The following is an 18814-nucleotide window of genomic DNA, read 5'->3' as shown; positions in this document are numbered from 1 at the left end:
GCCTGTTCGCCAAACTGTGCCTACGTTCGGAGGAACGAGGAGTCAGCGACCCGGGGACTCATCTGGCGGATCCTCATAGACCGACCATCCGAAGTCCCCTGCGCTTTCGGGCAAATCATTGCGTCGCACATTGCGTGCCAGGTAAGTCTTGGCAATGAAGTTCGCTGTTATCGGGGCGGTCAGGAACAGGAACAGCGTAATCAGAAGTTCATGCACCGATATTTGCCCGGTTTTCGCAAAAAAGAAGATCATCGACGCGATCAGAACGCCACCAACGCCCAGCGTCGTGGCTTTGGTGGGTGCGTGCAGGCGCTGCAATGTGTTCTTCAGCTTCACCAACCCATAAGAGCCGACAAAGCCGAAAACACCACTCACGATAAGTGCTACCGAGACAAGGATTTCCGCAACGATGCTCATGCTCACGCCCTCATTCTATGATGTCGCCGCGCAGTACGAAGCGGCAGTATGCGACTGTTGAAACAAAACCGACCATTGCGATCAGCATCGCGGCCTCGAAATAAATCGCAGTGTCGCGCCAGATACCGTACAGGACCAAAAGGGCGATGACGTTGATCACCATGGTATCCAGCGCGAGGATACGGTCAGCCGCGTCCGGGCCGACAACGATGCGCCATAGGTCCAAGAGGAGCGCCGCCCCATAGCAGCCGGCTGCGAAGATGAGAGCGTATTCGATCATGGAAAAATCTCCAGAAGACGGCGTTCGTAGCGGGTCTTGATGTCTTGAAGGACGCTCTCGGGGTCATCGGCATGGAGGCAGTGCACGAGGATCGAGCCGCAATCGGCGGCGAGCGTGGCGGACACGGTTCCCGGGGTCATCGTGATGGTTCCTGCAAGAACTGTAATGGCCTCGGCAGAGGTGAGCTCCAACGGAACGGGTATCCAGTGTGACTGGATTTCCCGTTCCCGCTTGAACAGGATGATCATCGCAACCTGCACGTTCGCGACAACGATATCCCAGAGTACGATCAGCATGTATTCGGCAATCTTGAGTGGCCGGGCAATTGCAGGGCGGTCCGGCCAATAGGCCGCGGTCAGTATCGGGATGGCGAGGCCGAATGCCGTTCCCAGGATCAGATTGCCCAGCGTGAACGTGTTCACCAGACCGAACCAGACCAGGGTCAGCGTCAGGCTCAGGATCGGGTGCGGGATCAGACGGGTGAGCATCGATCAGTCCTCCTCTACCGGGCCGAGAACTGCCTCGACATAGCCTTCGCGATCGAAGAGCTGTGCGGATGCGTTGTCGAGGTAAGCGGAAACAGGGCCTGCGAAAATCGCCAGAACGGCAAGAGCGGCAAGGGTCAGAACAACCGGCGCGACCTGAGCGGTTGTCGCTGGTGGCGGTGCCTCTGCAGTCACGTCGACATCGGTCTGCTCTTCAGGAACTGCAAGTGCAGTGGACTTCCAAAAAAGAATGCTTCCTGCGCGCGCGAAACCGACAATGGTCAAAAATGATCCGACCAAAATGGCAGACCAGGCCCAGACCATGAAACCCGGCTCTTGCAGCGCATCAAGAACGAGAAGCTTGCCTAAGAACCCACTGAGCGGCGGCATACCAGCCATGGCGATGGCAGCAGCAAAGAACAAGGCAGCGAACAGACCATTCTGCACGGTCGCTGGCTCGGCCTCCAGCGTGTCAGCCGACCGCCGCGTTACGACGAGATCAGCAATCAGGAACAGACAAGCCGCCGCCAAGGTCGAATGGATCATGTAGTAGAGTGCAGCAGTCGTTGCGGTTGTCGAGAAAGCGGCGACCGCAACAAGCATGGTGCCCATCGACCCCACAACCGAGAAAGCGATCAGCGGCATCAGGCGGCGCGCTCCGAGAACACCGAACGCCCCTACAGCGATGGTCACGATGGCCGCGGGGAAAAGCCACGTGCCGGCAAGGCTCTCGGTGCCTGGGGCGCCCGGCCCGAACACCGTGGTATGGACGCGGAGGATAGCGTAGGCACCAACCTTGGTCATGATCGCAAAGAGCGCGGCCACTGGTGCGGGCGCGTTGGAATAGGTTGCAGGCAGCCAGAACTGTACGGGAAAGAGCGCCGCTTTCACCGCGAAGACAATCATCAGCAAGATCGACGCCACACTCACCAGAGCGGCTTCCTCAACCGGGATCTCGGGCATTCTGGCGGCCAGATCTGCGATGTTGAGCGTGCCCGTCGAAGCATAGAGCGTACCGAGCGCGAAAAGAAACAGCGTCGATCCGGCGAGGTTCATGATCACGTATTGCAGGCCTGCGCGCATCCGCTCCTTGCCGCCAGAGTGGATCATCAGTCCATAGGAGGCGATCAGGAGCACCTCGAAGAACACAAAGAGGTTGAAGATGTCTCCTGTAAGAAAGGCGCCGCATATGCCCATCAATTGAAACTGAAAGAGCGCGTGAAAGTGGCGTCCGCGCGCATCCCAGCCCGTGGCGATGGCATGGATCAAGACGATGACCGCAAGCGTCGCCGTCAGAAGCAGCATAAGCGCCGAGAGTCGGTCAAGGACCAGAACGATGCCGAATGGCGCGGGCCAATCGCCCAAACGGTAGACGTGGGTCGTGCCATCCGCCGCCATCGACGTGAGCCCTACTGCAATTGCAAGAAACGTGACCGTTCCTGCAACAGATGCTGTGCGCGCCAGCACGATGTCGTGCCGCATCACAAATCCTATCAATGGTGCCAGCAATGCGGGCAACACGACGGGGAGGATAATCCAGTGCATTATGTGCGCTCCCCTTGATCATTTGCATCCGGCGTCTCCGGCTCAATGTCGACACGGTCACTTTCAGCTTCGAGGTAGGCGCCGAGCCCGATCATCACCAAAACCGCCGTCATCCCGAAGGAGATCACGATCGCCGTCAGCACGAGGGCCTGCGGCAGCGGGTCGGTATAGGTCGCCTCTCCGTATTTGGAGAGGATCGGCGACTGGTCGATGGCCAGCCGTCCGCTGGCAAACAGAAATACGTTCACAGCATAGGACAGGAGTGCCAAGCCAAGGATGACGGGGAAGGTGCGCAAACGTAAAAGCAGGTAGACCCCGCCAGCCGTCAGAACTCCCACCGTAGTCGCGACGATCAACTCCATCTTAGCGTTCCGCTTCTTCTTCGGCGACTTGCGCACCGGGGTCATAGTCCATGGGAGCGACGTTCACAGTCTCACCAGCGAAGCGTGCAATGCGGCTCAGGCTATAGAGCATGAGCATGACAGCACCGAGTACGGTCAGGAACACACCGAGATCGAAAAGCATGGCCGTGGCCAACTCAAACTCCTCGATGGGCGGAAGATGAACATAGGTGTACGCACTTGTCAGGAATGGTTGTCCTGCCAGCCAGGCGCCTGCACCAGTTGCCCCGGCCACTACGACACCCAGGCCGATCATGGTGTGGTATTCGATCTTTTTGCGTTCCTGCGTCCAGGCAAAACCCGATGCCATGTACTGCATCAAAAGGGCAATTGCGACGACGAGGCCGGCCACAAAACCGCCACCCGGCTGGTTGTGACCCCGCAGGAAGATGTAGAGTCCAACGACCAGCGCGATCGGCATCAGTATACGGGTCACGACCACCATCATCAGCGGGTGTCGGTCGCGGGACCGATCCTGCGAATAGTCGGTGTTCTTCAGCCGCTGCGCCGCCGGTCCATCAAGCAGCGCGCGCATAAGTGCGTAGATCACGAACCCGGCAATGCCGAGCACGATGATCTCGCCGTAGGTATCGTAGCCGCGGAAATCGACGAGGATCACATTGACCACATTCGTGCCGCCGCCGCCCTCGTAGCTGTTCGCGATGTGATAGTCCGAGATGGTCTCGATGTCCCGCATCAGGAAGGCATAGGCCAGCGCGCTCACCCCGCCGCCCGCGGTGAGCGCGATGATCCCGTCGCGGACGCGCAGGCCAATGGGGCTTTCCTTGGGCGTGACCTTGGGCAGGAAGTGCAGCGCCAGCAGGAGCAGCATGATGGTCACCGTCTCGACAGAGATTTGCGTCAGGGCCAGGTCAGGAGCCGATAGATAGGCAAAGCCCGCCGAAATCGAGAGCCCGATGATACCGAGCAGCGTGAGAGCCCGGAACCGGTGGTGGTGCATCACAACGATCGACACTGTGGCCACCACCAGCATGACCCAACCCACGGCGATGACCAGTGGCACGCCCAGAAGATCGCGGGTCGGCGCCGAAAGGCCGCTGCTCGAATAGGCTATGAAACCAAGCAGGACGGAGGTCACCGTGAAGATCGCCAGGTAGCGGCTGATAGCGCCGTTGTGAGTGACCTCGGTGATCCAGCGGCTGGCGACGACGAGGCCCGCAACAAAGCGATCGAAGATTGCTTTGGCCTCTGGACGTGGTGCTGCGATCCAGATGCGGTCGAGCTGGCGATGCAGCATTAGCAGAAGAGCACCCCCCGCTATGGCGGCCACCGACATCCACAGGGCCGGCGTGACCCCGTGCCAGATTTTCAGATGCGGGTGTAGATCGGCACCGGTGACGGCACTTGCGGCCGCGGTCACGATCCCTTCAGCAAGAAACGGCGCGACACCAATAGCAATGACCAGAACAACCAGCAGAGCAGGCGCGGCCCACATGCCAAAGGGCGGATCATGGGGCGTCTGCGGATAGTCGTCGCGCTTGGGCCCAAGGAACACATGGCCAACGAAGCGGAACGAATACGCCACCGACAGAAGTGCCCCGATCGTTGCAAGCACAGGGACGGCATAGGCGCTGCCGTACCAGTCTGTGTGGGAGGCCTCCTCCAGCATCATCTCCTTCGACAGGAACCCGTTGAAGAGCGGGATACCGGCCATGGATAGGGCCGCAACCGTCCCGATCAGAAAGGTGATCGGCATGAGGTGCCTGAGCCCGCCAAGGCGTTTGATATCGCGGGTATGCGTTTCGTGGTCCACGATCCCGGCAGTCATGAAAAGCGCAGCCTTGAAGGTCAGATGGTTTATGATGTGAAAGACTGCAGCAACTGCGGCGGCTTCAGTGCCGAACCCCAGAAGCATGGTCAAAAGACCGAGGTGGCTGACTGTGGAAAAGGCCAACAGCGCCTTCAGGTCGTCCTTGAACAGCGCGATCAGTGCCCCGACAACCATCGTGATCAGGCCAATCGTGGCGACAATGTAGAACCATGCGTCGGTGCCCGCCAACGCGGGCCACATGCGCGCCATCAGAAAAACGCCTGCCTTCACCATGGTGGCCGAGTGCAGGTAGGCGGAAACTGGCGTGGGCGCAGCCATCGCATGCGGCAACCAGAAATGGAAAGGGAACTGCGCCGACTTTGTGAAAGCCCCCAGAAGGATCAGGATGAGCGCTGGCAGATACCACTCCGAAGCCCGGATGGCATCGCCGGCCTGCAGGATATCCGTAAGATTGTAGCTGCCGACGATGTTGCCGAGGATCAGCATCCCCCCGATCATCGCAAGCCCGCCCGCACCGGTGACGGCCAAAGCCATGCGCGCACCCTGACGTCCCTCGGGCAGGTGCTTCCAATAACCGATGAGCAGGAAGGAGGATAGGGATGTCAGTTCCCAGAAAATCAACAAAAGCAGGATGTTGTCTGAAATGACGATACCCAGCATCGCGCCCTGAAACAAAAGCAGATAGGTGTAGAACTGCCCAACCGGATCATCACCTGACAGATAAAAACGCGCATAAAGCGTGATCAGCAGGCCGACGCCCAGGATCATCCCCGCGAACAAGAGCCCCAGACCGTCCAGGAAGAAAGACGCAGACAGCCCAAGTTGCGGGAGCCAGTCGATTTGAGCCTGAACCACCTCGCCACGCAGGACAGCAGGTGCAAGAATGCAAAGCATGACAAGCGCCATGAGGGTCGGCACCGCAGTCGAGACGGCGGAGGCTGTACGCCCCGCCCTTATCATCAGACCAGGCAACAGCGCTCCGGCGAATGGCAGCACTGCGATCAGAAAGAGGAGGATCCCCTCATGGCTCATGGTATGTCCTTGTCGTCATTTATTATTCGATCAATGCGTAACGGGAGTAGAAATGCACTGCAACGCCAGAGAGTCCGCAAAAGCTGAGACATGTCGCACAGATTTAGACACCCCGACACCCCCGTCAACCAGGAACAGTTCAGTTGACGAATGCCTGGAACAATCCAGCAACGGGCGGCATCCATTACCGCACCAGGCATTCATCGCGGACATAGGACAGCACATCAGTTGAACGCCCGATTGGGGAAGCAGACATTCAAGTTCAATCGCCAGAGACATCCGGGAATGGTGCATCGATGGACTGTCGACAGTCCGGGTGTGTTTCGCCGGGTTGAGTGGTTGGTAGAAAATGGAACTGGCATCAGAAATCTGCGGATGGCGTGCCAGCTTTTGGCTGAAGAACCGGGGAAGAAGCCCGGTCCTGTCGATATCTACAACGATGCGGAAACCAATGAACATGTGGAACCCGCTGCTGCCTTCGGAGCAAATGCAGCGCAGTGTTGACAGACGCATCTGGCTCGGATGAAGGCGGGCCACCTAGACCGTTCCACCACTCAGCCCCATCGTGTGGTCGCAGGCTGCGCTGCATACATTGGCCGCGTTCTTTCACCGCGACGTGCTTCGCTAGTCGGAGTTATTGGATTCCTCAATCACCTTTCGAGCCACGCGAAAACACTCCAACGCTTGAGGAACTCCACAATAAATTCCGATGACGTGGATAATCGCCCGGATCTCGTTTTGCGACACACCGTTGTTGATCGCACCGCGGCAGTGGATCTCCCATTCATGCATTTTGCCCAAAGCGCCAATCATGGAAAGGTTCATCATCGATCGCGTCTTGGCGTCGATTACATCGTCACCCCAACCGAACCCCCAACACCAGGCTGTCATCGCCTCTTGGAATGGGCGCGTAAACTCATCCGCCGACCCAAGGTTCTGTTCAACATAGGCAGCGCCAAGCGTCGCCTTACGCTGCTCCAGTCCCTTGAGAAACAGATCTTCGTCAAATGCGCTCATGCCTTGTCCTTTCAGCTCAATCGCGACGTCTTTGGTCTGAACACAATTTCATAGAGTTTCGCGGCCCATTTCGCGAGCATAGACGGGTTTTTGATAGCCGTCGAAAGGCGTTGACACACCTCCCGCATACCCGTCGGTGACGATCGCCTGCCCTGCACGCAGGCGCCTTGCCGCATTGGTCGCACTATCCAGATCACGCTTGAACACATCGCCTACAGGGCCCTATCGCGCGCCATACTGGATACAAAGTTCTTGAGCATCCGAAAGCTGCGTTTGCACTGATCCCAACGGGGCACAGTCTGGCACATGCGCAGGAAATCGGAAGGTGCCGCGTCGCAATCAGACGGCAGGTAGATGAACCCGCCCTGATACGGAAAGAGTTCTTCGTCGGTGCTCCACGCAGCATGCATGGCGTGGTCAGCCATCCATGGCCTCCCGCATCCGGCGCTGCAAGTGCATGACGGGATGTTCGGAATTCACGCCACCCCTGGGATCAACGACCAGCGGACCGGGGCGATACCCACGAGAGCCAAGACTGCGCTGAAAACATTGGCCAGAGAAACCAGCTTGAATACTCATCGTGATGGGCAAAGCCGGACCGAACATCGTAGGTCATCTGCTCCTTAGCCTGACATTCAGTCATATGGCGCAAACACTTGCCTTGGCGCTGGATGTCATAGGTTTCCGGCTTCACCATGCCGTTGGCGAATGTCGGATGGTTTGGCGAGCAGTGATAGCATTCCGAGCAATTCTCGACCGACACCTTCCAACGGATCAGTCACGCTGACCCACATGCTGAACCGTGCGGGTCGCATTGAGCCTCAAACGACATTCGTGCGGATGGCGACAGACAGGTTCTACCTCGTATGCGCAGCATTCTTTGAACAGTGCTTGTTGGACCACCTGAACCGTCAGCGCAGGGGCGAGCATGTCAAGGTCACGGTCCTGTCGTCCGAATGGTCGGCACTATAGCTTAAAGGCCCACGGTCGCGCGAGGTATTGGCCACATGCACCGAGGAGAGCCTTGATAACGCAAGCTTACGGTGGCTGTCGGCTCGGAAAAACGTCGTTGCTGGCCATGGAATCTGGGCAAGCCGCTTGTCCTACGCAAGCGAGTTGGGATGGGAGTTCCATATGCCCGATGCTGCGCTTTTAAACGTGTGCCAAACACTCTGGGCAGCCAGAGAGGCAGATGGCATTGTCAACTAGGACTCTTTTGCGATGAATGCCATGCGGATGGAGAAAGGATTCAAAGGTGCAGGCGAATTGAACAACGAAGTTGCACTGGCTGAAGCCGACATGCTGCGGTTTGCACGCACGGACAAAAACTATCTGGGGCGTGACAAAACCCTCAATACCGACGGGGCCTGGATCTGCGCCTATCTTGAAATCGAGCCGGATAGTGTGGCCGACGGCCACGGAGGAGAAGCTGCAATGCTGGACGGAAAGGTCGTCGGCTCAACCGCATCAGCAGCCTTTGGCCCAACGGTCGGCACAATCCTTGCATTTGCTTACATCAAGCCCCAAGCGGCAGAACGAGGCACCGCTTTGCAAGTCATCGTCCGCGGAAAACCCCGCAACGCCCGCGTACTTCATGAACCCGCATACGACCCGCAAACCCTTCTGCCGCGGGCCGACACCATCGTGGAACCAACCCAATGATCGACATCCCAAAAACCATGCGAGCTGTCGTGCTCAAACGGCACGGCGGCCTCGACGCACTCGATTTTGAGGCTAATTGGCCCGTGCCGACACCAGGACCAGCGCAAGTTCTCATCAAGGTGTTGGCCACAGGTATGAACAACACCGATGTGAACACACGGGTTGGATGGTACTCCAAATCCGTGACCGAGGCGACCACGGGCGACGCATATGACACTTTGGACAGCAAAGCTGACAATACATGGGGTGGTGGAGGCATCCAATTCCCCCGCATTCAGGGCGCGGATGTATGCGGCATCGTCGTGGCGGCTGGACCGGATGCTGATCAAAACCTCATCGGAAGACGGGTCATCGCCGACAATTGGCTGCGCGACTGGGACGACCCGCTGAACATGCACAGCAGCGGTTACTTCGGATCCGAAGCAGATGGCGGCTATGCCGAATATACGGTGATTGATCATCGCAACGTGGCGCCCGTGCAAAGCGATTTGACTGATGCGGAATTGGCAACCTTCTCATGTTCCTACGCCACCGCAGAAGGCATGCTTGATAAGGCAGGTGTTGGTGCAGAAGACGTTGTGCTTGTCACGGGGGCTTCGGGCGGCGTCGGTGGCGCGCTTATCCAACTGGCCAAGCGGCGCGGCGCTAAAGTTGTTGCACTCGCCTCACCTGGGAAGCACGCAGATGTCGCCAAATGCGGTCCCGATGCCATCTTGCCCCGCGCGCCCGACAATCTCAAAGCTGCACTGCAAGACTCCATAGGCCAAGACTGCGTTACGGTCGTCGCGGACATCGTTGCGGGGGACTACTTCGGCACTCTTGTCGATGTGCTTGATCGCGGCGGGCGCTACGTGACATCCGGGGCTATTGCGGGGCCCATGGTCACCCTCGATGTGCGCACACTCTACCTGATGGACCTGACGTTCTATGGCTCCACCGTGAACCCGCCACACACATTCCGGAACCTGGTGAAATACATCGAAGCGGGCGAACTCAAGCCAATGCTTGCGGCAACCTACCCCTTGGAAGACTTCCATGCGGGACAAGAAGCCTTCATCAACAAGAACCACACCGGTAACATCGTCGTCGTCCCATGAGGGTCAGTCGCATCACCCTCTGATCCGTTGCGCTGACAAGTCACCAAACCCACTACATGACCGAAGGCAAGACCTGCGATGAAATCAAAAGTCATTTGCCGTGTCTTGAAACGAACACCGGATTGAGGGGCTGGTGCGAAGTCTGCCCGATACCGCACGACCTGCCCGCCTTCGCCGATGGAGCACCCAGTGCAATCACCGAGATGGCCCCGCAGATAATCAAATGACCGCCATTGGGGTTCTACGGGTGAGCCGCGTTGACCTGACGGCCCACCCCAAAAGTCATTTTCCCGCGTGCTGATGCCACATATCCGTAACGATTTCCCAGCCGTCATCCTCGGGCTTCAGTACAAAGAGATAGGTGCCGGTGGCGTCCATCCCCTGGTTTTCGATTTTCGCATCGACCGAACCAATCATGACAGCCAGAGTGGCGTCGTTTGAGACAAACAGGTGATCAATCGTGTGAGTGACATTGCCCTCGTTTGCTGCAACGAACTCGAAGAGTTGACGTGGTCCTTCAAGCCCTTGTGCGACCGGCGTCCCCTGCGCGATCCAGAGCGTGTCGTTCGCATAGAGTGAAACAAGCCCTTCGGCATCATGAGCCGCAGCAGCCTCGTTAAAGCGATCATTGACAGCATTGAGGCTGGCGACCGGATCGTCACCAGCGCGTGCGAACGTTGCGGTAGTTGCAAGGATGGCCAGTGCAAATAGCGGCTTCATTGTCATGTTCCTTATAGAGTGAGTTGTGGAAAGCTTTCGCGGGTACGGAGTTTGAGCGTTGCAGTTACGTTTCGGTACGTGAGTGCGTTCGGGTCTCTTCGCCGCGGGTCATGATGACTTCGCGAGTGATCTGCCAACGACCGTCTTCGAAAACGAAGTCGATGCTCAGGGTTACAAGCTGTTTGCGGTTGGTGACGTTGTTGCGGCGGCTGATCAGGATGTGCCCATTGGCTTCGTCGGCCTCGACCAGATGATACTCCGCCCACGGGTCATGGTCCTTCATCTGTCCCATCGCCTCTTGGACATGATTCATGAACCCAGGCTTGTCATTCTGCATCAGCGTGTCGCCGTCGATCAAAAGATAGGTCTGCATGTCTCGATGATAGGTTCGGTCCAACACGTCGAATGCGTGTCCGGACACTGCGTTGATGAGGGCGTCCAACGTCGCTTTCAGCGCAGGTACGTTGGGATGCTCGGTGCTCATTGTCATAGGATTGTCCTTTGTGTGGTGGATCAGGCTGGTTTCTCGGCAGTGGAACGCCACAGTGTCAGGCGGGAAGCGCGGGAAAGCATATATCGATCGCCATCGGTCCGACGGCCGAGTTTCGGTCAATTGGAAGAGTTGATTCTGGAAGGGTTCAGGACGACATGGCGGCTGTCCCTGGTCCGGCTACGGCAGGCTCAGGCGAAGGTGCCGTTGGCGGGGAAGGTCCGAGGTTGATCCTTCAAGAAGCCGCGGACAAACCTCAAGCCACCCACTACGGAATTGAGCTGTGGGCGCAGAAACGGCACGTTCGAAACATCCGCCATCCAGAGTTGCTGCCGTTCGTTGACAATGAACAGGCCCGGTTCAGCGAATGGCCCTTCTACATCCATGCCGTGGCGCGGGCCGGACACATAAAGGCCAAGTGACTTCATCTGATCTTCGGTCAGACCATAGCCCACGTCGAAATCCGGCTTCACCTCATCGATCTGCTCCTGGGCGCGATCTTCACTATCTGCAGATACTGCAACAACCTCGATCCCCAACTCCGCGAGCGGCGCGACAACTTCGTTCGCTTCACGCAAGTAGCGCGTGCAAATCGGACAGTGCCTACCGCGATAGACCACAATCATTTGCCAATCGAAGCCATCCCTTGCGACGCCGAGCGTCAATGTTCCTCCGCCAAGTTTCGGGACTGAGATCGATGGGAATTTGGCCCCCGGAATAGGTTTGTTCGCGTGCATTCACTCGCTCCTTGACTTAACTAATGATCGATACATATATATGTTGATCGAGTCGTCAAGGACTTTTATTATGAACGATACAAAAAAAATGGGGCGACCCCGAACCTTTGACGAGCAAGAGGCCTTGCTGGCAGCGATGAATGCCTTTTGGGCCAAGGGCTACGATGGCACATCCATGAAGGATTTGACGTCCGCGATGGGGATCAGCGGACCGAGCCTCTATTCCGCTTTCGGAGACAAGCGAGAACTCTACCTCAAAACCATTGACCGCTATGCCGATGTCGATGGTTGCGCGCCGATTGTGGAGTATGAGAGTGCCGACACAATTGAAGAAGCCATCCGTCGTTTTCTGACCGTTGTGGTTACACATTCCACTCAGCAAGAAGGCGCGCCACGCGGTTGCTTTCTGGCATCCTGCGTCGCGATGACGGTCGGAGAAGTCGACGGCGTCGCTGAGAGGATGGAAAAGGCCATTCGCGACACCGATGCACGATTGGCGAAGCGGTTTGATGAAGAAAAGGCCAAGGGCAACCTGTCGGAAAACTTCCCATCCGAAGCACGAGCACGGTTGCTGCACGATATGCGGCAGGGACTTGTGCATAGAAGTCGCGCCGGGTGGTCAGCAGAACCGTTGCTTGAAGATCTCGATGACCGCGTCCGAATGGTCTTGATGGACTGATCGAGCCGGGCGGCACATGTCAATGATGCGGGGATGTCCCCGCATCAGCAGAATGTCTCACGCAGCTTCCATGGGACCACCAGCTTCCTTCCAAGCGCCGATTCCACCAACGTTGGTGACGGACGTATAGCCCATCTCGATCAGCGTTCTTCCGGACAGGGCAGCCTGCCCGCCAAGACCACAAACGAGGTAGATGTTGGTGTCCTTCTGAAGTGCCGCATTGTGAAAGCCCATGTCGGCATCAGCAGCAAATTCGATGAAGCCACGCGGAATCCGGACGGCTCCGGCGATCGTGCCCGTTTTCGCGATGTCTGAGCTATCCCGGACATCAACGAAAATGCCACCACCGGCAGCATGAACTTTGATCGCTTCTTCCGATGTGAGTTTCGGGACGATGAGGTTCGCTTCATCGAGATAGGTTTGAGCGGTTTTCACGGTTATTTCTCCAGTGGATAGGTGGAAAGGAGCCAGCATGACTACCGGCTCTCATAGGGTGGGCGGTCTTGGAACCGCCCACTTTTGATAAGCGCCCTACTTGTAGGCGATCATTGAAACCTCGACCAAAACCGGGGCGCCGGGCTTTCCGCCTGGCAATGCTCCCACCTCGACGGCCGCGCGCGCAGGGGGCATCTCCCCTTCACCCCAATAGGTCCCGTAGACTTCGTTGAACGCACCGTAGTTGCCCATGTCCGTGATAAAGACGGTGGCACGGACAGCGTCGTTGAAATCATAGCCTGCTTCGGACATCACGCTTTTGATGTTGTCCATCACGATCCTGGTCTGATCCTGCACGTCGTTGTCACCGTCGCGGGCATGTTCTGGAATTTCCCCGTCCACATAAGCGATCTGGCCGGAGACATAGAGAAAGCCGTTGGCTGTCTTGATGCCCGGTGAATACGGCGCAATCGGGACGTTTCCGGCCGGATACACACCCGTACGCGCATCTTCAGCAAGGGCTGCGCCCGAACATGCCAACAAAGTGGCCAGGCCAAAGGTCAGTGGTTTTTTCATTTTGAGTCTCCCTGTTGGTGATGACGACTACTTCGCCGCTTCGATGATCATGTTGGCCACGGCATCCGGGTGGGTCAGCATCGGGACGTGGCTGGTGTCGACCTCGACAGACTGCGCATTCAACTTGCCGATCTGGTCGCGCTGAATTTCTGTCAGCGTCATGCGATCCTGGGTCGAAACGACAGCAAAATTCGGCTTGTGCTTCCAGGCAAGCTGCGTGACCGGCATACCCAAAGAGGCGCTGTTGATCGGACCCTGCGAAGCAGCAATCGCTGCAATCTCTGCTTCGGGCAGATCGAAAGCAAAGTGTTCGGCGACGCCTGTATCGGTCAGCCGGTAGTAGCCCGCTGCGTCTTTTTCCAGGTGGTCCAGGCCGTCGGCATGAGGATAGTCGGCGATGTATTCGCCAAGTGACTGCCCCTCATTCGGAGCGAAGGCAGCGACATATACGAGAGAGTGTACCTTGTCCTGTGCACCGGCCTCGGTGATCACCATACCTCCCCATGAGTGACCGACCAGAACAACAGGACCGTCCAGGCGATCTATGGCGCGTTGGGTCGTTTCGACATCAGCATCGAGTGAGCTGAGCGGAATTTGCGCGGCAATCACATCAAGCCCCGCCTCTTCCAGAAGTGGGATCACACGGTTCCACGCCGAGCCATCGGCAAAAGCACCGTGGACCAGCACCACTGATTTTGCGGTCAGGTCCCCGGCATGGGCGGCAGTTCCAAGCCCGAGGGCAGCGACGGCAACAATGGCTGAGAGGGCCTTTAGGGCAGTTCGGCGTTTCATGGGTGTCTCCTGCAATTTACCTAGTGCACTATCTATATAGATAAAGCTAGTGCACTAGGTAAATGGCCATTTGGTCGATTCTTCCGACTTTTTGGCTCTAGGTGGTCACGATTGGCTCGAAGTGGCTGCTTTCGATTGGGTCGACTTGACCGAATGCAAGGGAGCGCCCGTGCCGCGCGGCCAAAGCCATGACAATCAGGCGATTGCTGCCCGTAATTCTTTGATTTCGGCGAGAAGCGCCCGCGCTTTGGTTTCCGAGATATTCAACGCGCAACCGAGCTGCTCCGGAACATCCGAGGCGCGCGCACCAAGCGACCGGCCTTCCTCGGTCAGAAACACGCCCAGTCTACGCTCATCAGTGGTACTGCGCCTCTTTTCGACAAGACCCAAGCGCACGATGCGCTGAATCAAGGGTGTCGTTGTTGCACCTTCCAACTGAAGGCGATCAGCAATCTCCTGAATGCTCAACCCATCCTTCTCCCAGAGCACGAGCATCGCTAGGTATTGGGGATACGTAAGCCCAAGGTCATGCAACAGATCGGCGTAGACCTTCGTGATCGCTCGAGAAGTCGAGTACAGTGCAAAGCAAAGCTGTTGATCGAGAAGTGGCGGAGTTTTTTCCAGTGCATCGGCCATGAACGCGCTCCCAGGATTGGAAACGCGTGTATATGTCTAGCGGGCTAGGCAATCAAGCTCCCGGCGCCCTTGAACAAGTGTTCTAACGACAGGTTCACTCAGGGCGTGGTCGGCTCAAACGGGACCGTCGTATTCCCCGCGAGCCGGGTAATCGTTGGCGATCACAAAATCGAGTGCACCAACGAAGTCTCCGAAATGCGGCCGCACAAACGGCATCGTCTGGACAACACCAAAGTACAGGGACTGATCCGGGCTTACGAGGAAGACGCCTGGTTCTGAAAAGAGCGCGGGCTCCTCAACACCAATGGAGGTTTTGCCGCGTGAGGTCGAAATGTAGAGGCCCCAGTCGCGTGCCAGATCAAGCGGTAGACCATAGCCAAAGCGCAGGGTCTCGGATTTGATCTTGTCCTGCATCATGCGGGCACGCTCCTCGGAGTCGGAACTGATCGCCACGACGCTGACACCACGTGTTTCAAACTCGCCCGCCTTGCGATCAAGTTCCGTCAGATAGTTCGCGCAGATCGGGCAGTGGAAGCCACGATAGAAGCAGATCAGCGTTCCGCGTTCGGCCGATTCCGACGTCAGATCAAATGCGCCGTGATCCAGGGTCTTGACCGACAGATTTGGCGTCTTCTTGCGGGGCATCAGCATTTGGAGGTCCTTTTCGAATGTGTAGAGAATGCTTGACGCAATCAATGCCCGTCTTTACGGGTGTATTGGTCTCAATTTTCCGACCGAAAGGACGGTGATGGCCAAGATTGATCGTCTCACCACGCTGCTAAACAATTTCAGGCTCCAGGCGTCCGTTGCGAAGGTCGAAGATGCCAATCTGGTGGCGATGCATGAGCCGGCAACAGGTGAGGAATGTCTGATCTTCACACCGCGCGCCGTTGGGATCGATGCAGATGATCGGAATGTGCTGTTTTCGCTTCACATTGACTTCGGGACAAACTCCAGCCCGCTTTGCGCCGCCCTCCCCGACAAGGTCATTGAAAATGTCACGCCCGACGGAGATCTCGCCAGCATCGTCTCACTTCTCGCATCAGAGCAGCAGGCCAACAGATGTGGCTGCCCTGCCGTCCTGAGCCGATTGGGCGAAGTCCTGGTTGTTCGAATGCTCCGCTTGCAGCTCGATCGTGGTGTCACCACCCCGGGCCTGCTTGCCGGTTTGGCGAACCCGCGGATCAGCCAGGCCATCGTCGCGATTCATGAAAACCCGGGCCACCTTTGGCAAAACGCCGATCTGGCGGACACCGCCGGGCTTTCCCACAGTCGCTTCAAGGAAGTGTTTTCCAAGCTGGTTGGTGTGACCCCCGCCAGCTATCTGCGCCGGTGGCGCCTGACTTTGGCGCGCGCGGATCTCGAAAAAGGCGAACGGGTCGACCGGATTGCGCACCGATACGGCTATCGCGCACCCGACGCATTTTCCAGAGCATACCTGAGAGAGTTTGGCGTGCGACCTACCAAATCAGCTTCCAAATAGATCTTCGGCGCTGAAATGACATCAAGATCCGATGCATTGCGCGCTCTGACATCTGATGCCTTGGCGCTCGAACAACTCTATTTCTAAAGCCGCAGAATGCGAGACCTGCGGATTTGGCCGGTATTGGGCGTCTTTGCTCTGGTTCTCCCGATCACCAAACTGGACGACCAGAATGACGAACAACATGACCCAAAGTGGCGAACACCACGAAGCGCAACAATTTCAGTGTAGTGGTGAGCCGTGCAGGGTTCGAACCTGCGACCCACTGATTAAAAGTCAGTTGCTCTACCAACTGAGCTAACGGCCCACTAGGCGGCTTATCTAGAAAGGGTCGGCCAAAGGGTCAAGCCGATTCTGCCATGTTTTCATGCGACATACTGGATTCCCCAAAAACGCAGGGTTATATGCCCGCCATGGCGGATACAGCGACCTCTCATTGGCCCTTCATGAAGATGCACGGGGCGGGCAACGACTTTGTCGTGATCGACGGTCGGGGGGCACCTGTAACCCTGACGGAAACGCTTGTGCGCGCCTTGGCAGACCGCCATCGCGGCGTCGGCTTTGATCAATTGGCGCTGATCACGGACGGCACTGACCTCACCGTCACCTACTACAATGCCGACGGTTCACAATCGGCAGCCTGCGGCAACGCCACACGCTGCATCGCCGCGCGTGAACTGACGCGGAACGATAGTGACACGCTCAACATCGAAGTGACCGGCCGTGGTACACTTCGGGCAGTCCGCAATGCCGATGGCAGCACATCCGTGAACATGGGCCAGCCCCAAACCGACTGGCAGGACATCCCCCTGGCCCAAGATGTCGACACCCTGTCCCTTCCCATTGACGGAAACCCGGTCGCAACGGGCATGGGCAATCCCCACTGCACCTTCTTTGTCGATGACGTTATGGTCATCGACCTCGCGCAAGTTGGCCCAGAAATCGAACACCACCCGCTCTACCCCGAACGGACCAACGTGCAATTCGCGCAAGTGATCGGGCCCGATCACATCCGCATGCGGGTCTGGGAACGGGGCACGGGGATCACCTTGGCCTCCGGCTCCTCCTCCTGCGCCACCGCCGTTGCGGCAGCACGCCGGGGCCTGACCGGGCGCAAAGTGCAAATAGACCTCGACGGCGGCACGCTGCACATAGACTGGCGCGACGATGGCGTGTGGATGTCCGGACCAACAGCGCACGTGTTCGACGGCACCCTGACGCCCGAATTCCTGGCGAGCCTATGAGCGCGCCCGTCTTCTCCAACCACGGTTGCCGCCTCAACGCCTATGAAACAAAGGCGATGGAGGAATTGGCCGCACAGGCAGGCGTCGAAAACGCCGTCGTCGTGAACACCTGCGCCGTCACGGCAGAGGCGGTGCGCAAAGCACGGCAGGACATCCGCAAGCTGCGGCGCACCCACCCCGATGCCAAACTGATCGTGACCGGCTGCGCGGCCCAGACCGAACCCGACACATTCGCAAGCATGGACGAGGTGGACGCCGTCATCGGCAATACCGAGAAAATGCAGGCCAGCACGTGGGCGGGCCTCGCGGGCGACTTCGGGACCGAACCGGTGCAGGTCGACGACATCATGTCCGTCACCGAAACGGCGGGCCACCTGATCGACGGCTTCGGCACGCGCTCCCGCGCCTACGTGCAGGTGCAAAACGGCTGCGACCACCGCTGCACCTTCTGCATCATCCCCTACGGCCGCGGCAACTCGCGCTCCGTCCCCGCAGGCGTGGTGGTGGACCAGATCAAGCGGCTGGCGGACCGCGGCTTCAACGAGGTCGTGCTCACAGGCGTCGACCTGACCTCATGGGGCGCCGACCTGCCGGGTGAGCCGCAGCTTGGCGATCTGGTCATGCGCATCCTGAAACTGGTTCCCGACCTGCCCCGCCTCCGCATCAGCTCCATCGATTCGATCGAGGTGGATGAGGCGCTGATGCAGGCCATCGCCACCGAACCGCGCCTGATGCCCCACTTGCATCTCAGCCTCCAACACGGCGACGACCTGATCCTCAAACGGATGAAACGCCGCCACCTGCGCGACGATGCGATCCGGTTCGCGCAAGAGGCGCGCAAGCTGCGCCCCGACATGACCTTTGGCGCCGACATCATCGCGGGCTTTCCGACGGAAACAGAGGCGATGTTCGAAAACAGCCTCAAGCTGGTCGAAGACTGTGACCTCACCTGGCTGCACGTCTTCCCCTACTCCCCGCGCCCCGGCACCCCGGCCGCGCGGATGCCGCAAGTGAACGGCAAGGCGATCAAGGACCGCGCCGCACGTCTCCGTGCCGCGGGCGAAGCACAAGTGTCAAAACACCTCACCGCGCAACAGCGCAGGACACATCACATCCTGATGGAAAACCCGCACATGGGCCGCACCGAACAGTTCACCGAAGTGCATTTCGACATTCCCCAAGCCGAAGGCCAGATTGTCGCCGCCACCATCACGGGTCATGACGGTAAGGCCCTCACAGTTTCTTCTGACTGAAAATACGACGGGGGAGGCGCGCAGCGCCGGGGGCAGCGCCC

Annotated in this window: 23 protein-coding genes, 1 tRNA gene and 2 pseudogenes; 8 read left to right on the top strand and 18 right to left on the bottom strand. The window is 58.2% G+C overall.

The annotated features are described in order from the left end of the window. Positions 1–42: 42 nt before the first annotated feature. The 9 genes and pseudogenes from KUV51_RS10990 to KUV51_RS10950 all read right to left on the bottom strand — a co-directional run. Positions 43–417 carry a Na+/H+ antiporter subunit G gene (locus tag KUV51_RS10990; RefSeq protein WP_222521669.1) on the bottom strand — a complete coding sequence of 125 codons (375 nt, stop codon included), beginning with the start codon at positions 415–417 and terminating at the stop codon, positions 43–45. 10 nt (positions 418–427) lie between these two features. Beyond that, positions 428–697, bottom strand: coding sequence for a K+/H+ antiporter subunit F (locus tag KUV51_RS10985; protein ID WP_222521668.1), 270 nt, complete (start codon positions 695–697; stop codon positions 428–430). Then, positions 694–1185, bottom strand: coding sequence for a Na+/H+ antiporter subunit E (locus tag KUV51_RS10980; RefSeq protein ID WP_222521667.1), 492 nt, complete (start codon positions 1183–1185; stop codon positions 694–696). Before KUV51_RS10980 ends, KUV51_RS10985 begins: the two co-directional genes overlap by 4 nt. A 3-nt stretch (positions 1186–1188) precedes the next feature. Then, positions 1189–2730: a monovalent cation/H+ antiporter subunit D gene (locus tag KUV51_RS10975; protein ID WP_222521949.1), complete on the bottom strand. Its 1542-nt coding sequence runs from the start codon at positions 2728–2730 to the stop codon at positions 1189–1191. Next, complete coding sequence (locus tag KUV51_RS10970) at positions 2727–3089, bottom strand: Na+/H+ antiporter subunit C (protein WP_222521666.1); 363 nt, start codon at positions 3087–3089, stop codon at positions 2727–2729. The genes KUV51_RS10975 and KUV51_RS10970 overlap by 4 nt, the downstream gene beginning before the upstream one ends. Before the next feature lies 1 nt (position 3090). Beyond that, positions 3091–5952 carry a monovalent cation/H+ antiporter subunit A gene (locus KUV51_RS10965; protein WP_222521665.1) on the bottom strand — a complete coding sequence of 954 codons (2862 nt, stop codon included), beginning with the start codon at positions 5950–5952 and terminating at the stop codon, positions 3091–3093. 624 nt (positions 5953–6576) lie between these two features. Continuing rightward, complete coding sequence (locus KUV51_RS10960; protein WP_222521664.1) at positions 6577–6969, bottom strand: carboxymuconolactone decarboxylase family protein; 393 nt, start codon at positions 6967–6969, stop codon at positions 6577–6579. 212 nt (positions 6970–7181) lie between these two features. Then, a complete protein-coding gene (locus KUV51_RS10955; protein WP_222521663.1) occupies positions 7182–7394 on the bottom strand; it encodes a hypothetical protein in 213 nt (70 codons plus the stop codon). Beyond that, positions 7387–7738: pseudogene (locus KUV51_RS10950) on the bottom strand (aromatic ring-hydroxylating dioxygenase subunit alpha); the annotation flags it as partial. The gene KUV51_RS10955 and the pseudogene KUV51_RS10950, both read right to left, overlap by 8 nt. Between KUV51_RS10950 and KUV51_RS22270 the strand changes: the two are divergent. From KUV51_RS22270 to KUV51_RS10935, 4 genes and pseudogenes are all read left to right on the top strand, one after another. Further along, positions 7678–8178 (top strand): annotated as a pseudogene (locus KUV51_RS22270) (hypothetical protein). The pseudogenes KUV51_RS10950 and KUV51_RS22270 overlap by 61 nt on opposite strands. A 27-nt stretch (positions 8179–8205) precedes the next feature. Beyond that, positions 8206–8631, top strand: a complete 426-nt coding sequence (locus KUV51_RS22265; protein WP_315898816.1) for a glycine cleavage T C-terminal barrel domain-containing protein — start codon at positions 8206–8208, stop codon at positions 8629–8631. Further along, the gene (locus tag KUV51_RS10940; protein ID WP_261385778.1) at positions 8628–9728 is read left to right on the top strand and encodes an alcohol dehydrogenase family protein; all 1101 of its coding nucleotides are present in this window, start codon (positions 8628–8630) and stop codon (positions 9726–9728) included. Before KUV51_RS22265 ends, KUV51_RS10940 begins: the two co-directional genes overlap by 4 nt. Positions 9729–9784: 56 nt before the next feature. Next, on the top strand, positions 9785–9955 hold the full coding sequence (locus KUV51_RS10935; RefSeq protein ID WP_222521662.1) for a hypothetical protein: 171 nt from the start codon (positions 9785–9787) through the stop codon (positions 9953–9955). A gap of 55 nt (positions 9956–10010) precedes the next feature. Here the strand turns inward: KUV51_RS10935 and KUV51_RS10930 are convergent, their stop codons facing one another. The 3 genes from KUV51_RS10930 to KUV51_RS10920 form a co-directional block, all read right to left on the bottom strand. Then, on the bottom strand, positions 10011–10448 hold the full coding sequence (locus tag KUV51_RS10930; protein ID WP_222521661.1) for a YybH family protein: 438 nt from the start codon (positions 10446–10448) through the stop codon (positions 10011–10013). Positions 10449–10512: 64 nt separating this feature from the next. Next, positions 10513–10938: a hypothetical protein gene (locus KUV51_RS10925; RefSeq protein ID WP_222521660.1), complete on the bottom strand. Its 426-nt coding sequence runs from the start codon at positions 10936–10938 to the stop codon at positions 10513–10515. A 191-nt stretch (positions 10939–11129) separates the two neighbouring features. Next, positions 11130–11675 (bottom strand): redoxin domain-containing protein, encoded by a 546-nt coding sequence (locus KUV51_RS10920; protein ID WP_222521659.1) that lies wholly within the window; start codon positions 11673–11675, stop codon positions 11130–11132. A gap of 40 nt (positions 11676–11715) precedes the next feature. Between KUV51_RS10920 and KUV51_RS10915 the strand changes: the two genes are divergently transcribed. Continuing rightward, positions 11716–12354, top strand: coding sequence for a TetR/AcrR family transcriptional regulator (locus KUV51_RS10915; RefSeq protein ID WP_222521658.1), 639 nt, complete (start codon positions 11716–11718; stop codon positions 12352–12354). A 57-nt stretch (positions 12355–12411) separates the two neighbouring features. On the opposite strand, the gene KUV51_RS10910 is transcribed toward KUV51_RS10915, so the two are convergent. The 5 genes from KUV51_RS10910 to KUV51_RS10890 form a co-directional block, all read right to left on the bottom strand. After that, positions 12412–12789 (bottom strand): rhodanese-like domain-containing protein, encoded by a 378-nt coding sequence (locus KUV51_RS10910; RefSeq protein WP_222521947.1) that lies wholly within the window; start codon positions 12787–12789, stop codon positions 12412–12414. A gap of 96 nt (positions 12790–12885) precedes the next feature. Beyond that, positions 12886–13365 carry a RidA family protein gene (locus KUV51_RS10905; protein ID WP_222521657.1) on the bottom strand — a complete coding sequence of 160 codons (480 nt, stop codon included), beginning with the start codon at positions 13363–13365 and terminating at the stop codon, positions 12886–12888. A 27-nt stretch (positions 13366–13392) separates the two neighbouring features. After that, the gene (locus KUV51_RS10900; protein WP_222521656.1) at positions 13393–14157 is read right to left on the bottom strand and encodes an alpha/beta fold hydrolase; all 765 of its coding nucleotides are present in this window, start codon (positions 14155–14157) and stop codon (positions 13393–13395) included. 195 nt (positions 14158–14352) lie between these two features. Further along, positions 14353–14793: a MarR family winged helix-turn-helix transcriptional regulator gene (locus tag KUV51_RS10895; protein WP_222521655.1), complete on the bottom strand. Its 441-nt coding sequence runs from the start codon at positions 14791–14793 to the stop codon at positions 14353–14355. Between the two features lie 114 nt (positions 14794–14907). Further along, entirely contained in the window at positions 14908–15444 is a 537-nt protein-coding gene (locus tag KUV51_RS10890) for a peroxiredoxin-like family protein (protein ID WP_222521654.1), read from the bottom strand. Between the two features lie 97 nt (positions 15445–15541). Here KUV51_RS10890 and KUV51_RS10885 point away from each other — a divergent pair, with 97 nt between their 5' ends. Further along, the gene (locus KUV51_RS10885; RefSeq protein WP_222521653.1) at positions 15542–16276 is read left to right on the top strand and encodes an AraC family transcriptional regulator; all 735 of its coding nucleotides are present in this window, start codon (positions 15542–15544) and stop codon (positions 16274–16276) included. Positions 16277–16507: 231 nt separating this feature from the next. Here the strand turns inward: KUV51_RS10885 and KUV51_RS10880 are convergent. Then, a tRNA-Lys gene (locus KUV51_RS10880) sits at positions 16508–16583 on the bottom strand. Between the two features lie 97 nt (positions 16584–16680). Here KUV51_RS10880 and dapF point away from each other — a divergent pair. After that, positions 16681–17520, top strand: coding sequence for a diaminopimelate epimerase (dapF, locus tag KUV51_RS10875; RefSeq protein ID WP_222521652.1), 840 nt, complete (start codon positions 16681–16683; stop codon positions 17518–17520). Beyond that, positions 17517–18773: a tRNA (N(6)-L-threonylcarbamoyladenosine(37)-C(2))-methylthiotransferase MtaB gene (gene mtaB / locus KUV51_RS10870; protein ID WP_222521651.1), complete on the top strand. Its 1257-nt coding sequence runs from the start codon at positions 17517–17519 to the stop codon at positions 18771–18773. Before dapF ends, mtaB begins: the two co-directional genes overlap by 4 nt. The last annotated feature ends 41 nt before the right edge of the window (positions 18774–18814 follow it).

This window comes from Tateyamaria omphalii (assembly GCF_019802125.1).
In the GTDB taxonomy this organism is placed as follows: Bacteria; Pseudomonadota; Alphaproteobacteria; order Rhodobacterales; family Rhodobacteraceae; genus Tateyamaria; species Tateyamaria omphalii_B.
This window is presented reverse-complemented; position numbering and strand designations above follow the sequence as displayed.

Bases quoted from the DNA above. Each gene is read 5' to 3' on its own strand.
- KUV51_RS10970 (WP_222521666.1), bottom strand. From the start codon at position 3,089: ATGGAGTTGATCGTCGCGACTACGGTGGGAGTTCTGACGGCTGGCGGG.
- KUV51_RS10980 (WP_222521667.1), bottom strand. From the start codon at position 1,185: ATGCTCACCCGTCTGATCCCGCACCCGATCCTGAGCCTGACGCTGACC.
- KUV51_RS10940 (WP_261385778.1), top strand. From the start codon at position 8,628: ATGATCGACATCCCAAAAACCATGCGAGCTGTCGTGCTCAAACGGCAC.
- KUV51_RS10915 (WP_222521658.1), top strand. From the start codon at position 11,716: ATGTTGATCGAGTCGTCAAGGACTTTTATTATGAACGATACAAAAAAA.
- dapF (WP_222521652.1), top strand. From the start codon at position 16,681: ATGCCCGCCATGGCGGATACAGCGACCTCTCATTGGCCCTTCATGAAG.
- KUV51_RS10890 (WP_222521654.1), bottom strand. From the start codon at position 15,444: ATGCTGATGCCCCGCAAGAAGACGCCAAATCTGTCGGTCAAGACCCTG.
- KUV51_RS10990 (WP_222521669.1), bottom strand. From the start codon at position 417: ATGAGCATCGTTGCGGAAATCCTTGTCTCGGTAGCACTTATCGTGAGT.
- KUV51_RS10955 (WP_222521663.1), bottom strand. From the start codon at position 7,394: ATGGCTGACCACGCCATGCATGCTGCGTGGAGCACCGACGAAGAACTC.
- KUV51_RS10920 (WP_222521659.1), bottom strand. From the start codon at position 11,675: ATGCACGCGAACAAACCTATTCCGGGGGCCAAATTCCCATCGATCTCA.
- KUV51_RS10895 (WP_222521655.1), bottom strand. From the start codon at position 14,793: ATGGCCGATGCACTGGAAAAAACTCCGCCACTTCTCGATCAACAGCTT.
- KUV51_RS10905 (WP_222521657.1), bottom strand. From the start codon at position 13,365: ATGAAAAAACCACTGACCTTTGGCCTGGCCACTTTGTTGGCATGTTCG.
- KUV51_RS10960 (WP_222521664.1), bottom strand. From the start codon at position 6,969: ATGAGCGCATTTGACGAAGATCTGTTTCTCAAGGGACTGGAGCAGCGT.
- KUV51_RS10935 (WP_222521662.1), top strand. From the start codon at position 9,785: ATGACCGAAGGCAAGACCTGCGATGAAATCAAAAGTCATTTGCCGTGT.
- KUV51_RS10900 (WP_222521656.1), bottom strand. From the start codon at position 14,157: ATGAAACGCCGAACTGCCCTAAAGGCCCTCTCAGCCATTGTTGCCGTC.
- KUV51_RS10965 (WP_222521665.1), bottom strand. From the start codon at position 5,952: ATGAGCCATGAGGGGATCCTCCTCTTTCTGATCGCAGTGCTGCCATTC.
- KUV51_RS22265 (WP_315898816.1), top strand. From the start codon at position 8,206: ATGGAGAAAGGATTCAAAGGTGCAGGCGAATTGAACAACGAAGTTGCA.
- mtaB (WP_222521651.1), top strand. From the start codon at position 17,517: ATGAGCGCGCCCGTCTTCTCCAACCACGGTTGCCGCCTCAACGCCTAT.
- KUV51_RS10930 (WP_222521661.1), bottom strand. From the start codon at position 10,448: ATGAAGCCGCTATTTGCACTGGCCATCCTTGCAACTACCGCAACGTTC.
- KUV51_RS10985 (WP_222521668.1), bottom strand. From the start codon at position 697: ATGATCGAATACGCTCTCATCTTCGCAGCCGGCTGCTATGGGGCGGCG.
- KUV51_RS10925 (WP_222521660.1), bottom strand. From the start codon at position 10,938: ATGACAATGAGCACCGAGCATCCCAACGTACCTGCGCTGAAAGCGACG.
- KUV51_RS10885 (WP_222521653.1), top strand. From the start codon at position 15,542: ATGGCCAAGATTGATCGTCTCACCACGCTGCTAAACAATTTCAGGCTC.